13 protein-coding genes and 7 pseudogenes are annotated in these 15,833 nt (G+C 27.4%); 13 read left to right on the forward strand and 7 right to left on the reverse strand.

The window, feature by feature from the left end:
• The first annotated feature begins 115 nt into the window (after positions 1-115).
• From DJ007_RS19575 to DJ007_RS20925, 13 genes and pseudogenes are all read left to right on the forward strand, one after another.
• Positions 116-244 (forward strand): glycoside hydrolase family 3 N-terminal domain-containing protein, encoded by a 129-nt coding sequence (locus tag DJ007_RS19575; protein WP_129410129.1) that lies wholly within the window; start codon positions 116-118, stop codon positions 242-244.
• 52 nt (positions 245-296) lie between these two features.
• Complete coding sequence (locus DJ007_RS14065) at positions 297-1,172, forward strand: glycoside hydrolase family 3 N-terminal domain-containing protein (protein WP_276318810.1); 876 nt, start codon at positions 297-299, stop codon at positions 1,170-1,172.
• 67 nt (positions 1,173-1,239) lie between these two features.
• Positions 1,240-1,755, forward strand: a pseudogene (locus tag DJ007_RS19580) (extracellular solute-binding protein).
• Positions 1,731-2,318, forward strand: a complete 588-nt coding sequence (locus DJ007_RS19585) for an extracellular solute-binding protein (RefSeq protein ID WP_206076409.1) — start codon at positions 1,731-1,733, stop codon at positions 2,316-2,318. Before DJ007_RS19580 ends, DJ007_RS19585 begins: the two are co-directional and overlap by 25 nt.
• 54 nt (positions 2,319-2,372) lie before the next feature.
• Positions 2,373-3,248, forward strand: a complete 876-nt coding sequence (locus DJ007_RS14075; RefSeq protein ID WP_129408622.1) for a carbohydrate ABC transporter permease — start codon at positions 2,373-2,375, stop codon at positions 3,246-3,248.
• A complete protein-coding gene (locus tag DJ007_RS16455) occupies positions 3,248-3,643 on the forward strand; it encodes a hypothetical protein (protein ID WP_206076123.1) in 396 nt (131 codons plus the stop codon). The genes DJ007_RS14075 and DJ007_RS16455 overlap by 1 nt, the downstream gene beginning before the upstream one ends.
• Before the next feature lie 53 nt (positions 3,644-3,696).
• Entirely contained in the window at positions 3,697-4,479 is a 783-nt protein-coding gene (locus tag DJ007_RS16460; protein ID WP_206076410.1) for a carbohydrate ABC transporter permease, read from the forward strand.
• A complete protein-coding gene (locus tag DJ007_RS14085) occupies positions 4,476-5,405 on the forward strand; it encodes an SIS domain-containing protein (protein WP_129410131.1) in 930 nt (309 codons plus the stop codon). Before DJ007_RS16460 ends, DJ007_RS14085 begins: the two co-directional genes overlap by 4 nt.
• A 9-nt stretch (positions 5,406-5,414) precedes the next feature.
• Positions 5,415-6,506: an N-acetylglucosamine-6-phosphate deacetylase gene (gene nagA, locus DJ007_RS14090; protein WP_129410132.1), complete on the forward strand. Its 1,092-nt coding sequence runs from the start codon at positions 5,415-5,417 to the stop codon at positions 6,504-6,506.
• A gap of 232 nt (positions 6,507-6,738) precedes the next feature.
• A pseudogene (locus DJ007_RS21110) lies at positions 6,739-6,840 on the forward strand (IS1634 family transposase N-terminal domain-related protein); the annotation flags it as partial.
• A pseudogene (locus DJ007_RS20920) lies at positions 6,814-8,302 on the forward strand (IS1634 family transposase). The pseudogenes DJ007_RS21110 and DJ007_RS20920, both read left to right, overlap by 27 nt.
• Positions 8,303-8,747: 445 nt before the next feature.
• Positions 8,748-8,969 (forward strand): IS1634 family transposase N-terminal domain-related protein, encoded by a 222-nt coding sequence (locus DJ007_RS14110; RefSeq protein WP_129409028.1) that lies wholly within the window; start codon positions 8,748-8,750, stop codon positions 8,967-8,969.
• 26 nt (positions 8,970-8,995) lie between these two features.
• A pseudogene (locus tag DJ007_RS20925) lies at positions 8,996-10,366 on the forward strand (IS1634 family transposase); the annotation flags it as partial.
• A 250-nt stretch (positions 10,367-10,616) separates the two neighbouring features.
• On the opposite strand, the pseudogene DJ007_RS20930 reads toward DJ007_RS20925, so the two are convergent.
• From DJ007_RS20930 to DJ007_RS14150, 7 genes and pseudogenes are all read right to left on the reverse strand, one after another.
• Positions 10,617-12,131 (reverse strand): annotated as a pseudogene (locus DJ007_RS20930) (IS1634 family transposase).
• A pseudogene (locus tag DJ007_RS21115) lies at positions 12,105-12,236 on the reverse strand (IS1634 family transposase N-terminal domain-related protein); the annotation flags it as partial. The pseudogenes DJ007_RS20930 and DJ007_RS21115, both read right to left, overlap by 27 nt.
• Before the next feature lie 413 nt (positions 12,237-12,649).
• Positions 12,650-14,033 (reverse strand): annotated as a pseudogene (locus tag DJ007_RS20935) (IS1634 family transposase); the annotation flags it as partial.
• 522 nt (positions 14,034-14,555) lie between these two features.
• Positions 14,556-14,693 carry a hypothetical protein gene (locus DJ007_RS18465; protein WP_240739660.1) on the reverse strand — a complete coding sequence of 46 codons (138 nt, stop codon included), beginning with the start codon at positions 14,691-14,693 and terminating at the stop codon, positions 14,556-14,558.
• A gap of 26 nt (positions 14,694-14,719) precedes the next feature.
• On the reverse strand, positions 14,720-14,851 hold the full coding sequence (locus DJ007_RS19590) for a hypothetical protein (RefSeq protein WP_276318811.1): 132 nt from the start codon (positions 14,849-14,851) through the stop codon (positions 14,720-14,722).
• A 147-nt stretch (positions 14,852-14,998) separates the two neighbouring features.
• A complete protein-coding gene (locus tag DJ007_RS18470) occupies positions 14,999-15,349 on the reverse strand; it encodes a hypothetical protein (protein WP_240739661.1) in 351 nt (116 codons plus the stop codon).
• A 224-nt stretch (positions 15,350-15,573) separates the two neighbouring features.
• Positions 15,574-15,833, reverse strand: a 260-nt coding sequence (locus DJ007_RS14150) for a phosphoheptose isomerase family protein (protein ID WP_497006740.1), incomplete at its 5' end; no start/stop codon positions are given.

Here is a 15,833-nt window from a genome sequence, read left to right on the forward strand (position 1 = left end):
AAAGAATATGGTTTTAATATGGTTTTTTCTCCTGTTCTTGATGTTTTACACAAAAATTCCAGTGCAGTTACCGGATTTAGGGCATTTTCAACATCTGCCGATATTGTAGCGGAATATGATTAAGTTATATAAAAGGATTAAAAGAACAGGGATATTACCTACTGCAAAACATTTCCCGGGTCACGGAAAGGCTACACAGGATTCTCATGAAGAAACTACTATAGTAAACGATTTTTTCTTTTGAAGATGAGGATATTATTCCATTTAAAGAAGTATTAAATGATGTAGAAATGATAATGACTTCGCATGTTATTTATAAGCCTCTTGATGATGATATTGCAAGTGTATCAAAGGTAATAATGGATGAATTATTGAAAAAATATTTAAAGTACGAAGGCTTAATTATTAGTGATGCAATAGAGATGAAGGCTTTTTATAATAATTATTTTTCTAAAGAAGGGGTATCAAAATTTTTTAATAGCGGTGGAGATATATTATTAGTGGCAGAAGCACGAAAGAACTTTAAACCATTATACAGATATCTTGAAGAGCTGGTAGAAGAGAAAAAAATAGATGAGAATATATTAAATCAAAAGATAGAAAAAATCAATAAATTACAGAAAGAATATTATAACAAAAACTATACAGGAAAAATTTTAATGGATATATCTAAAAAAGCATTAAAAATGAATATTAAAGGAAATATCAATTCAAAGAAGTTGGTTTTCTTAATTCCAGAAGCAAAAAATTTAAGTCCAGCCGATACAACAGCAAATGATTTAGAAAAGTTGGAAACTTTAATACAATTTGAGTTTAAAGGCAGTAAAGTTATAAAATATGACCCATTTAATGGAGTAGTTAATGAACTTCCCAACAAAGACGAAACGGTTATTTCTTTTGTCCTTGATTCCTTTAGGTTTGAGAAACAATTAAATTTACAAAAGAAATTAAAGAGTTTTTCTGATGATGTTATTTATGTGATTATTAGAAATGATGAAGATTTAGAACATTATATTTTAGAATCATATATAGTTACGTATTCAACGAAATTAATTTCAATATATCAGGCTATTAAAGCTATTAAAAAGAACATTTTAAAAGGGAGGTTTCATTATGAAAAAGTTGGTATTGGTAGTATTGTTAAGTGTGTTAGTAGTATTTGCTTTTGGTAAAACCAGGATAACTTTCTGGGGATTTATGTTGAATGATGAATCTTCTAAAAAGATTCTTGGAGAATTTATGAAGGAAAATCCAGATATTGAAGTTGAGTATGTTCAGTTATCCTGGTCAAATGGTTTTGACAAAATCGTTACTTCAATTGCAGCAAATAACGCACCAGATGTTGTAGAACTTGGTAATACATGGGTAGCTAACTTTGCAAGTCAGGACGCTATTTTAAAAATGGACGATTATGCATCAAAAGTAAAAGATAAATATTTTGGCTGGGATTCAGTAGAATATAATGGACATTACTGGGCATTACATGGTTATTGGGAACAAGAGCTTTATTTTTAATTTAGACTTATTTGAAAAGCAGGATTAGATCCAAATACCCCACCAGAAACATGGGAAGAATTATATGATGCTGCACAAAAAATCGATGCTTTAGGTGATGATATATATGGTTTTGGTATGTGTGCAGGAGAAAGTTTCAGTCCGTGGCAACAATGGTTTTTACCAGCAGTCTGGGGAAATGAAGCATCAATTTTATCAAAAGATATGAAAAATCATTGTTATACTCAACAAAGGTTATAGAAACAGCAAAATTCTATCAAGCATTATCCAAATATTCCTTAAAAACAAAACAAGCAGATTTAGCTAAAGCATTTGGTGAAGGAAAATTAGGTATGTATGTTAGTGGTGCATGGGATATATCAGGTATAGAAAGCAATTATCCAAATATTTTATTTGATGTAGCATTATTACCAAAACCAAATAAATGGAGTGGAACCCATGCTTCATTTGCAGGTGCAGAAGTATTGGCTATAACAAAACAATCAAAAAATCAGGAAGCAGCTTTAAAGTTAATTGAATACTTATTGAGATCTGATGTTGCAATGCAGGTAACAAAATTAGTTCCATCTGTATTCCCATCAGTGGTTGGTGCAGATAAAGATCCATGGTTTGAAGATCATCCAATGCATCAGGTTTTCTATGAACAAAATAAATACGCAAAACCTGCTCCATCACATCCACAATGGTTTAAAATACAACAATATTTAACAGAAGCTATTGAAAAAATCGTTCTTGAAAATGAAAACGTTGAAAGCACATTAAGATACTATAATTTAAAAATCCAACAATTATTGAACCATTAAAAAAAGTGCCTGTGCAAAGTCCCCCCTTGCACAGGCGTCTTAAGGAGTGAAAAAATGAAAAGACAAACAAAATATAATCTTGAAACATTTATTCTATTATTACCATTCTTAATTATATTCATGATATTTGGAATTTTCCCCATAGGTTATTCATTTTTTATGAGTTTTACCGATTATAGTGGAATAAATCCTCACTATAATTTTGTTGGTCTGTCAAATTATATAAGAGCATTTCAAGATGAGGTTTTTCTCATTGCATTAAAGAATACATTTATCTTTGTTATTGGGACAATCCCATTTACAACAACATTTTCATTATTACTTGCGTTATTGATAAATAGCAAGCATCTGCCTTTCAAAGGACTTTTTAAAGCAGGGTTCTTTTTACCATCGGTTATATCAATGGTTGTTATATCCACAATATGGATCTATCTATACAGCGCAAATGGTTTCTTCAATAATATGATGAAGTTATTTGGAATGCATGCGCTGGATACCAGCTGGCTTGCTTCCACTAAAACCGCACTTATATCGATAATGATAATGGATATTTGGGCCGCTATAGGTTATTATACCATATTATTCTTAGCAGGTCTTCAGGGAATACCTGGAGAGGTATATGAGGCGGCATCTATTGATGGAGCTTCAAAAAAACAAACGTTTTTCAATATTACTCTACCCTTATTAAAACCAACATTGTTTTTCATTATTTCATTAAATACAATAAGATCATTTCAGATATTTGCTGAAATATTTACAATGACAGGTGGTGGACCTTCCAATTCAACACAAACGGTAGTTCATTATCTATACCAGACTTCATTTAGGCAATTTGAAATGGGATATGCATCTGCAATAGCATATATTTTAATGGCGATAATAATGGTATTTACCATAATTCAAAAGCGTCTTCTCAGGAGTGATATATAATGAAAAGATTTTTATTTTTAATCCTTATGTTCACATTGTTGATTATGTCTTTATTTCCATTAATAACCATGTTTTATACTGCAATTATACCAGAAGGAAACCTTACACACGTTATAAAAGAAAAGTATTTAAATGATTTTGAGATAAAGTATATAAGATATATAAAAAGAAAAGTGAAAACCTATGATGGGGCAAAGATTTCTATTTCAAAGGATTCACCTGAAACAAAACAAAGTTTGAAAATAGATTTAGAACCAGACAAAACTCAAAGAATTGCATTATTAACAAATGATCTGGATTTAAGAATGATGAAAAATTTGAGTTTTTTTATTAAGTCTGATATTAAAGATTTTAATATTATTTTTTATGATGTTGATGAAAACCAGACAAAATAGAAATTAATAATGATTCAGATAAATGGCATAAAATTTCTATAAGTTATAAACTATTGAAAAATAGAGAGGTTGATTTAAAGCATATAACAAAAATAGTTTTTTCATTTACACCTACTAAGGAAACAAGTGTATTTTTGGACGATTTTAAGATAGAATATAAGTATCCCACTTTATTGAATTTTATAAATGTATGGAAGGAAAATAATTTTGCAATATATATATTCAATAGTTTAATTGTGGCTATTATTGTTGTTATAGGTAATATTATATTTTCCACAATGGTTGCATATGGATTTGCAAGAAGGGAATTCTTTGGTAAGAATGTATTGTTTATGATAGTGCTTGCAACGATGATGATACCTCCACAAACAACTATTATCCCTATATTTATAATCATGAAAAATCTTGGTTGGATTGACACATATTATGCATTAACAATTCCATTTTTAGTAACGCCATTTGGTATATTTTTACTTAAACAGTATATAGAACAATTACCTATTGAGTTAGAACAGGCTGCATATGTGGATGGAGCAAATACATTTCAAATATTATTTAAAATCATCTTTCCATTATCAAAACCTGCGATAGCGGTTATGGCTATAAACACGTTTATAACTTCATGGAATATGTTGTTTTATCCATTGGTTATGACTACTTCAAAAGAGATGAGAACTGTTCAGGTAGGGCTTGCACTGTTTCAAAAGTTCAATCAGGTAGATTGGCCGACATTAATGGCAGCCTCATCTATAATAGGTATACCAGTTATAATCGCATTTTTAATATTCCAGAAACATATAATTTCTGGAATTACACAAGGGGCGGTGAAAGGATGAATGGTAAATATACAATAAGAGAAATAAATAAAATACCTGAGTTATTAAAAAAAGCAAAGGATTATAAAATTACATTTGATAAAAATAAGAAATATACATTTGTAGGTTGCGGTTCATCTTATAATCTTGGATTGATTATCACTAAAATGCTAAAAAAATATGGTTATTATTCAAATATAATTTCAGGCGGTGAAGTGATAGTTTTTGATACAATTCCAGAAACGGATATTGCCATATTTTTATCTCGAACAGGTGAATCCACAGAAACGGTAAAGGCTGTTGATAATTTTAAAAAGAGAAATATTAAAACAATAGGTATTACATGTACTCCTGATTCTTCCTTAACTAAGATATGTGATGAAACATTTGTTTTTGATTTTGCTAATGAAGAAAGTGTAGTTATGACCGGTTCATTTGTTTTTATACTCAATTTTCTTTTAAATGGCATTAAATTCAACGATATTGCAAATGAGTCAGAGCAACTTCTATTAAATATTAAGAATTATATAGACTCAATTGATTTAAAAAAATATAATCATTTTGTATTTCTCGGTTTTGATGAACAATATGGTGTTTCAAAAGAAGGAGCATTAAAGATTCAAGAAATGGCTATACAAAATGTAGAATTTCATGAGCCACTTGAATACAGACATGGACCAAAGTCTACATTGACGGAACATTCTATTGTTATAATAAATTCCAAGGATACAGAAGAGGAATTGAAATTAGCAAAGGAATTGAAAGAATTTGGAGCTAAGACCATTCTTATAGGTAAAAATAAAGATATTGATATACCATATAATGATGGGTTTGAATCTCCATTAAAAATGATAATACCTCAATATATAGGTTATAAAAAGGCTTTAATTGAAGGTTATGACCCAGATCAACCAAGGAATTTAAGCAAATCTGTTATTTTAGATTAGAGGTGTATTATGGAAATAAAAAATGCCCTGATTGTTGATCCTATAGACGGAGAATATATTGGAGATATAATAATCAAAAACAATAAAATAGAAAAAGTTATAAAAAAAGAAAGAGAATATAGTTATGACTATATTCTTATGCCTGGATTTGTTGATACGCATACTCATGGCTATATGGGAATAGATTTTATGACAGCAAGTAAAGAAGAGTTAAAAAAATGGGTGGAATTAAACTTTTCTCATGGTGTAACGAGATTTTACCCCACAACGGTTTCTGCGTCTATTGAACAATTAAAAAAAATTACCTCTAAATTTCAACCAATATTATCCATTGCGGGTATTCATTTAGAAGGTCCATATATAAATAAAGCAAAAAAAGGGGCCCAAAATGAAGAGTATATATATCCACCAAAAATCAAAGATTTAAAAGCTATAATAAATGATTATGTAAAACTAATAACTATGGCACCAGAAATAGAAAAATTTTTTGATTGTGTTGAATATTTAAAGAGAAAAGACATAATAATATCTCTGGGACATTCTAATGGTAATTATGAATTATTCAAAAAAGCATTAAATCAAGGAATAAATAGGATTACTCATTTTCCTAATGCTATAACTTCTTTACATCATAGAGCTATTGGTGGTGTAGGAGCAGGAATGCTTGAACCTTTTAAAATAGAGATGATAATAGACAATATTCATACATCACCAGAATTTGTAAAATTGATATATAAGATTAAAGATATAGAAGATATTATATTAATTACAGATTCTATTTCTGCAACTAATTTAAATGATGGAGAATATACACTTGGTGGATTAAAGGTTATGGTAAAAGATAAAAAAGCAACATTAGAAGATGGAACAATAGCAGGAAGCACATTGACTTTTGATGATGGTGTGAGAAACTTTTATTTAATTACTAATTGCTCTTTAAAAGAATTAGTAAGAGTTTCATCATATAATGCACTTCAAGATCTTAATATTAAAAATGAAGGGAGAATTAAAGAAGGTTATATAGCAAACCTTGTAATTCTCAACAAAAATCTTGAAATTCAAAAAACAATATTCCATGGTAATATTGTTCACGAAAAATAATCATAAAAAGAGACCATAAAATTTTTTATTATTTTATTCCTGCCTTTGACAGCAATTTGGCGATTTTAAGTGAAATGGAACGGTAGAATGCGGGTTTGAGGCGTGTATTTTTCAGGAAGTCGAAAAATTGTGTGGCTAACTTTTGTTACAGAGAATTAACTATAATTAGTAATATATTAGTCCTTTTGGTGGTATAATATATATGACAACCACTGAAAGGAGATGTTTTAAAATGTATCCTAAAATATCAAAAGTGAAAGGAAAAAGATATTTAAGGATAATGGAAAGCAAAAGAGAAAATGGAAAAGTGAAACAGCATACAGTAATAAATTTTGGAAATATAGATAAGTATAGTAAAAAAGATATAACAAAACTTGTAGATAGTCTTTTTAAAATATTTGAAATAGATGAATATGAAAAAATAGAAGATGATTTAATGGAAGAAATAGCAAGAAGAAATTACGGAGCCAAAGTAATAGTAAATAAGATATTTGAAAGATATGAGATGAAAAGATATTTTGAAAGACTGGATAAAGAAATAAAATACAATGCAGAAGAAATGTTAAAAATAATGGTGATGAATAGAATAGTAGAACCGAAGAGTAAATTGGGAATATTTAATAATTTAGAGTATTTTGGATATAACAAAGTGGAAGTTAAAAAAGAAAAAGACCTGGAAGAAAAAGATGTAATGTTGCACTGGTTATACAGAACATTGGATATATTAGCAGATAATAAAGAGTCGATAGAAAAACATATGTATAATCAAAGGATAAGTTTGTTTAATACAACGGTAGATTTAGTATTTTACGATGTAACAACATTAGCGTTTGAAACACAACAAACAAATGAAATATTACAAATGGGATATTCAAAGGATAAGAAATTTAATGAGTCGCAAGTAGTATTAGGGATGTCAATAGATCAGGATAGAATGCCAGTTAGTTTTGATATATATGCAGGAAATACATTTGAAGGGCATACATTTAAAGATTCAATAGAAAAAATGAAAAAAGAATATCAATTAGGAAAAGTAATAGTAGTAGCAGATAGAGGAATGATGAGTAAAAAAATATAGAAGTAGTAGAAAATTCTAATTATGAATTCATAGTAGGAAAATCAATAAAACAGTTAAAAAAGTAAATATATTTGAAGGAGAATTCATAGAAATAGCAAAAGGAATAAAATATAGAGAAGTAGAATATGAAAATAAAAGATTACTCATAATATATTCAGAAGAAAGAGCTAAAAAAGACAGAGCAGATAGACTACGATTAATAGAAAAAGCGAAAAAATGTTAGAAGAAGGAAATATAGATTCCAAAAGTAAAAGAGGAGCGAAAAAATATTTAAAAGAACAGAACAAACAAAATTATATATTGGACATAGAAAAAATAGAAAATGATGAAAAATACGATGGATACTATGGAATAATAACAAACACAAAACTATCTCCAAAAGAAATATTAGAACAATATCATACATTATGGAAAGTAGAAGAAACATTCAGAACATTAAAAATTATCTTGAAACAAGACCGGTATTTCATTGGACACCGAAAAGAATAAAAGGACATATTGTAATGAGTTTCATATCTTACATAATTCAAAGAACATTAGAATTAGAACTGGAAAAAAATAATATTGAATACTCTCATGAAAAAATAAGAGAAGCTATAAAAAAAATGGAATACTCTGAAATAAGATTAAAAGACAAATTATTTGCATTAAGAGCCAATTTAAACGATTTTCAAAAGCCATATTAAAAACATTAAAAATAGAAAAACCGAAAAAATGATGGAATTAGATGAATTTAAAAAATAATCTCCTAAAACACGCATGAAAAGCCAAAAAGGAGGATGTGTGTGGCTAATTTCTCTTTTATAAAAAGTTAACAATAGCTATTTTTTTGAATAATTCTACTTTTTAGAATTTTGTTGATAATAATAGTGTCAAACTCAGGAGCAAACCTTGTAATTCTCAACAAAAATCTTGAAATTCAAAAACAATATTCCATGGTAATATTGTTCACGAAAAATAATCATAAAAAGAGACCATAAAATTTTTTATTATTTTATTCCTGCCTTTGACAGCAATTTGGCGATTTTAAGGGAAATGGAACGGTAGAATGCGGGTTTGAGGCGTGTATTTTTCAGGAAGTCGAAAAATTGTGTGGCTAACTTTTGTTACAGAGAATTAACTATAATTAGTAATATATTAGTCCTTTTGGTGGTATAATATATATGACAACCACTGAAAGGAGATGTTTTAAAATGTATCCTAAAATATCAAAAGTGAAAGGAAAAAGATATTTAAGGATAATGGAAAGCAAAAGAGAAAATGGAAAAGTGAAACAGCATACAGTAATAAATTTTGGAAATATAGATAAGTATAGTAAAAAAGATATAACAAAACTTGTAGATAGTCTTTTTAAAATATTTGAAATAGATGAATATGAAAAATAGAAGATGATTTAATGGAAGAAATAGCAAGAAGAAATTACGGAGCCAAAGCAATAGTAAATAAGATATTTGAAAGATATGAGATGAAAAGATATTTTGAAAGACTGGATAAAGAAATAAAATACAATGCAGAAGAAATGTTAAAAATAATGGTGATGAATAGAATAGTAGAACCGAAAAGTAAATTGGGAATATTTAATAATTTAGAGTATTTTGGATATAACAAAGTGGAAGTTAAAAAAGAAAAAGACCTGGAAGAAAAAGATGTAATGTTGCACTGGTTATACAGAACATTGGATATATTAGCAGATAATAAAGAGTCGATAGAAAAACATATGTATAATCAAAGGATAAGTTTGTTTAATACAACGGTAGATTTAGTATTTTACGATGTAACAACATTAGCGTTTGAAACACAACAAACAAATGAAATATTACAAATGGGATATTCAAAGGATAAGAAATTTAATGAGTCGCAAGTAGTATTAGGGATGTCAATAGATCAGGATAGAATGCCAGTTAGTTTTGATATATATGCAGGAAATACATTTGAAGGGCATACATTTAAAGATTCAATAGAAAAAATGAAAAAAGAATATCAATTAGGAAAAGTAATAGTAGTAGCAGATAGAGGAATGATGAGTAAAAAAATATAGAAGTAGTAGAAAATTCTAATTATGAATTCATAGTAGGAAAATCAATAAAACAGTTAAAAAAGTAAATATATTTGAAGGAGAATTCATAGAAATAGCAAAAGGAATAAAATATAGAGAAGTAGAATATGAAAATAAAAGATTACTCATAATATATTCAGAAGAAAGAGCTAAAAAAGACAGAGCAGATAGACTACGATTAATAGAAAAAGCGAAAAAATGTTAGAAGAAGGAAATATAGATTCAAAAAGTAAAAGAGGAGCGAAAAAATATTTAAAAGAACAGAACAAACAAAATTATATATTGGACATAGAAAAATAGAAAATGATGAAAAATACGATGGATACTATGGAATAATAACAAACACAAAACTATCTCCAAAAGAAATATTAGAACAATATCATACATTATGGAAAGTAGAAGAAACATTCAGAACATTAAAAATTATCTTGAAACAAGACCGGTATTTCATTGGACACCGAAAAGAATAAAAGGACATATTGTAATGAGTTTCATATCTTACATAATTCAAAGAACATTAGAATTAGAACTGGAAAAAAATAATATTGAATACTCTCATGAAAAAATAAGAGAAGCTATAAAAAAAATGGAATACTCTGAAATAAGATTAAAAGACAAATTATTTGCATTAAGAGCCAATTTAAACGATTTTCAAAAGCCATATTAAAAACATTAAAAATAGAAAAACCGAAAAAAATGATGGAATTAGATGAATTTAAAAAATAATCTCCTAAAACACGCATGAAAAGCCAAAAAGGAGGATGTGTGTGGCTAATTTCTCTTTTTATAAAAAGTTAACAATAGCTATTTTTTGAATAATTCTACTTTTTAGAATTTTGTTTGATATAATATGTCAAACTAGGAAAATTCTAAAAAGTCAGAATTATTCAAAAAAATAGCTATTGTTAACTTTTATAAAAAGAGAAATTAGCCACACACATCCTCCTTTTTGGCTTTTCATGCGTGTTTTAGGAGATTATTTTTTAAATTCATCTAATTCCATCATTTTTTTCGGTTTTTCTATTTTTAATGTTTTTAATATGGCTTTTTGAAAATCGTTTAAATTGGCTCTTAATGCAAATAATTTGTCTTTTAATCTTATTTCAGAGTATTCCATTTTTTTTATAGCTTCTCTTATTTTTTCATGAGAGTATTCAATATTATTTTTTTTCCAGTTCTAATTCTAATGTTCTTTGAATTATGTAAGATATGAAACTCATTACAATATGTCCTTTTATTCTTTTCGGTGTCCAATGAAATACCGGTCTTGTTTCAAGATAATTTTTAATGTTCTGAATGTTTCTTCTACTTTCCATAATGTATGATATTGTTCTAATATTTCTTTTGGAGATAGTTTTGTGTTTGTTATTATTCCATAGTATCCATCGTATTTTTCATCATTTTCTATTTTTCTATGTCCAATATATAATTTTGTTTGTTCTGTTCTTTTAAATATTTTTTCGCTCCTCTTTTACTTTTGAATCTATATTTCCTTCTTCTAACATTTTTTTCGCTTTTTCTATTAATCGTAGTCTATCTGCTCTGTCTTTTTAGCTCTTTCTTCTGAATATATTATGAGTAATCTTTTATTTTCATATTCTACTTCTCTATATTTTATTCCTTTTGCTATTTCTATGAATTCTCTTCAAATATATTTACTTTTTTAACTGTTTTATTGATTTTCCTACTATGAATTCATAATTAGAATTTTCTACTACTTCTATATTTTTTTTACTCATCATTCCTCTATCTGCTACTACTATTACTTTCCTAATTGATATTCTTTTTTCATTTTTTCTATTGAATCTTTAAATGTATGCCCTTCAAATGTATTTCCTGCATATATATCAAAACTAACTGGCATTCTATCCTGATCTATTGACATCCCTAATACTACTTGCGACTCATTAAATTTCTTATCCTTTGAATATCCCATTTGTAATATTTCATTTGTTTGTTGTGTTTCAAACGCTAATGTTGTTACATCGTAAAATACTAAATCTACCGTTGTATTAAACAAACTTATCCTTTGATTATACATATGTTTTTCTATCGACTCTTTATTATCTGCTAATATATCCAATGTTCTGTATAACCAGTGCAACATTACATCTTTTTCTTCCAGGTCTTTTTCTTTTTTAACTTCCACTTTGTTATATCCAAAATACTCTAAATTATTAAATATTCCCAATTTACTTTTCGGTTCTACTATTCTATTCATCACCATTATTTTTAACATTTCTTCTGCATTGTATTTTATTTCTTTATCCAGTCTTTCAAAATATCTTTTCATCTCATATCTTTCAAATATCTTATTTACTATTGCTTTGGCTCCGTAATTTCTTCTTGCTATTTCTTCCATTAAATCATCTTCTATTTTTTCATATTCATCTATTTCAAATATTTTAAAAAGACTATCTACAAGTTTTGTTATATCTTTTTTACTATACTTATCTATATTTCCAAAATTTATTACTGTATGCTGTTTCACTTTTCCATTTTCTCTTTTGCTTTCCATTATCCTTAAATATCTTTTTCCTTTCACTTTTGATATTTTAGGATACATTTTAAAACATCTCCTTTCAGTGGTTGTCATATATATTATACCACCAAAAGGACTAATATATTACTAATTATAGTTAATTCTCTGTAACAAAAGTTAGCCACACAATTTTTCGACTTCCTGAAAAATACACGCCTCAAACCCGCATTCTACCGTTCCATTTCCCTTAAAATCGCCAAATTGCTGTCAAAGGCAGGAATAAAATAATAAAAAATTTTATGGTCTCTTTTTATGATTATTTTTCGTGAACAATATTACCATGGAATATTGTTTTTTGAATTTCAAGATTTTTGTTGAGAATTACAAGGTTTGCTCCTGAGTTTGACACTATTATTATCAACAAAATTCTAAAAAGTAGAATTATTCAAAAAAATAGCTATTGTTAACTTTTTATAAAAAGAGAAATTAGCCACACACATCCTCCTTTTTGGCTTTTCATGCGTGTTTTAGGAGATTATTTTTTTAAATTCATCTAATTCCATCATTTTTTTCGGTTTTTCTATTTTTAATGTTTTTAATATGGCTTTTTGAAAATCGTTTAAATTGGCTCTTAATGCAAATAATTTGTCTTTTAATCTTATTTCAGAGTATTCCATTTTTTTTATAGCTTCTCTTATTTTTTCATGAGAGTATTCAATATTATTTTTTTCCAGTTCTAATTCTAATGTTCTTTGAATTATGTAAGATATGAAACTCATTACAATATGTCCTTTTATTCTTTTCGGTGTCCAATGAAATACCGGTCTTGTTTCAAGATAATTTTTTAATGTTCTGAATGTTTCTTCTACTTTCCATAATGTATGATATTGTTCTAATATTTCTTTTGGAGATAGTTTTGTGTTTGTTATTATTCCATAGTATCCATCGTATTTTCATCATTTTCTATTTTTTCTATGTCCAATATATAATTTTGTTTGTTCTGTTCTTTTAAATATTTTTTCGCTCCTCTTTTACTTTTGGAATCTATATTTCCTTCTTCTAACATTTTTTTCGCTTTTTCTATTAATCGTAGTCTATCTGCTCTGTCTTTTTTAGCTCTTTCTTCTGAATATATTATGAGTAATCTTTTATTTTCATATTCTACTTCTCTATATTTTATTCCTTTTGCTATTTCTATGAATTCTCCTTCAAATATATTTACTTTTTTTAACTGTTTTATTGATTTTCCTACTATGAATTCATAATTAGAATTTTCTACTACTTCTATATTTTTTTTACTCATCATTCCTCTATCTGCTACTACTATTACTTTTCCTAATTGATATTCTTTTTTCATTTTTTCTATTGAATCTTTAAATGTATGCCCTTCAAATGTATTTCCTGCATATATATCAAAACTAACTGGCATTCTATCCTGATCTATTGACATCCCTAATACTACTTGCGACTCATTAAATTTCTTATCCTTTGAATATCCCATTTGTAATATTTCATTTGTTTGTTGTGTTTCAAACGCTAATGTTGTTACATCGTAAAATACTAAATCTACCGTTGTATTAAACAAACTTATCCTTTGATTATACATATGTTTTTCTATCGACTCTTTATTATCTGCTAATATATCCAATGTTCTGTATAACCAGTGCAACATTACATCTTTTTCTTCCAGGTCTTTTTCTTTTTTAACTTCCACTTTGTTATATCCAAAATACTCTAAATTATTAAATATTCCCAATTTACTCTTCGTTCTACTATTCTATTCATCACCATTATTTTTAACATTTCTTCTGCATTGTATTTTATTTCTTTATCCAGTCTTTCAAAATATCTTTTCATCTCATATCTTTCAAATATCTTATTTACTATTACTTTGGCTCCGTAATTTCTTCTTGCTATTTCTTCCATTAAATCATCTTCTATTTTTTCATATTCATCTATTTCAAATATTTTAAAAAGACTATCTACAAGTTTTGTTATATCTTTTTTACTATACTTATCTATATTTCCAAAATTTATTACTGTATGCTGTTTCACTTTTCCATTTTCTCTTTGCTTTCCATTATCCTTAAATATCTTTTTCCTTTCACTTTGATATTTTAGGATACATTTTAAAACATCTCCTTTCAGTGGTTGTCATATATATTATACACCAAAAGGACTAATATATTACTAATTATAGTTAATTCTCTGTAACAAAAGTTAGCCACACAATTTTTCGACTTCTGAAAAATACACGCCTCAAACCGCATTCTACCGTTCCATTTCACTTAAAATCGCCAAATTGCTGTCAAAGGCAGGAATAAAATAATAAAAATTTTATGGTCTCTTTTTATGATTATTTTTCGTGAACAATATTACCATGGAATATTGTTTTTTGAATTTCAAGATTTTTGTTGAGAATTACAAGGTTTGCTATATAACCTTCTTTAATTCTCCTTCATTTTTAATATTAAGATCTTGAAGTGCATTATATGATGAAACTCTTACTAATTCTTTTAAAGAGCAATTAGTAATTAAATAAAAGTTTCTCACACCATCATCAAAAGTCAATGTGCTTCCTGCTATTGTTCCATCTTCTAATGTTGCTTTTTTATCTTTACCATAACCTTTAATCCACCAAGTGTATATTCTCCATCATTTAAATTAGTTGCAGAAATAGAATCTGTAATTAATATAATATCTTCTATATCTTTAATCTTATATATCAATTTTACAAATTCTGGTGATGTATGAATATGTCTATTATCATCTCTATTTTAAAGGTTCAAGCATTCCTGCTCCTACACCACCAATAGCTCTATGATGTAAAGAAGTTATAGCATTAGGAAAATGAGTAATCCTATTTATTCCTTGATTTAATGCTTTTTGAATAATTCATAATTACCATTAGAATGTCCCAGAGATATTATTATGTCTTTTCTCTTTAAATATTCAACACAATCAAAAAATTTTTCTATTTCTGGTGCCATAGTTATTAGTTTTACATAATCATTTATTATAGCTTTTAAATCTTTGATTTTTGGTGGATATATATACTCTTCATTTTGGCCCTTTTTTGCTTTATTTATATATGGACCTTCTAAATGAATACCCGCAATGGATAATATTGGTTGAAATTTAGAGGTAATTTTTTTTAATTGTTCAATAGACGCAGAAACCGTTGTGGGGTAAAATCTCGTTACACCATGAGAAAAGTTTAATTCCACCCATTTTTTTAACTTCTTCTTTACTTGCTGTCATAAAATCTATTCCCATATAGCCATGAGTATGCGTATCAACAAATCCAGGCATAAGAATATAGTCATAAACTATATTCTCTTTCTTTTTTTATAACTTTTTTCTATTTTATTGTTTTTGATTATTATATCTCCAATATATTCTCCGTCTATAGGATCAACAATCAGGGCATTTTTATTTCCATAATACACCTCTAATCTAAAATAACAGATTTGCTTAAATTCCTTGGTTGATCTGGGTCATAACCTTCAATTAAAGCCTTTTTATAACCTATATATTGAGGTATTATCATTTTTAATGGAGATTCAAACCCATCATTATATGGTATATCAATATCTTTATTTTTACCTATAAGAATGGTCTTAGCTCCAAATTCTTTCAATTCCTTTGCTAATTTCAATTCCTCTTCTGTATCCTTGAATTTATTATAACAATAGAATGTTCCGTCAATGT

Source organism: Marinitoga lauensis (assembly GCF_004135675.1).
Classification (GTDB): domain Bacteria; phylum Thermotogota; class Thermotogae; order Petrotogales; family Petrotogaceae; genus Marinitoga; species Marinitoga lauensis.

Excerpts from the sequence above, each read along its gene's own strand:
- DJ007_RS14065 (WP_276318810.1), top strand. The coding sequence starts at position 297 with ATGACTTCGCATGTTATTTATAAGCCTCTTGATGATGATATTGCAAGT.
- DJ007_RS19575 (WP_129410129.1), top strand. The coding sequence starts at position 116 with ATGATTAAGTTATATAAAAGGATTAAAAGAACAGGGATATTACCTACT.
- DJ007_RS16455 (WP_206076123.1), top strand. The coding sequence starts at position 3,248 with ATGAAAAGATTTTTATTTTTAATCCTTATGTTCACATTGTTGATTATG.
- DJ007_RS14085 (WP_129410131.1), top strand. The coding sequence starts at position 4,476 with ATGAATGGTAAATATACAATAAGAGAAATAAATAAAATACCTGAGTTA.
- DJ007_RS14075 (WP_129408622.1), top strand. The coding sequence starts at position 2,373 with ATGAAAAGACAAACAAAATATAATCTTGAAACATTTATTCTATTATTA.
- nagA (WP_129410132.1), top strand. The coding sequence starts at position 5,415 with ATGGAAATAAAAAATGCCCTGATTGTTGATCCTATAGACGGAGAATAT.
- DJ007_RS14110 (WP_129409028.1), top strand. The coding sequence starts at position 8,748 with ATGACAACCACTGAAAGGAGATGTTTTAAAATGTATCCTAAAATATCA.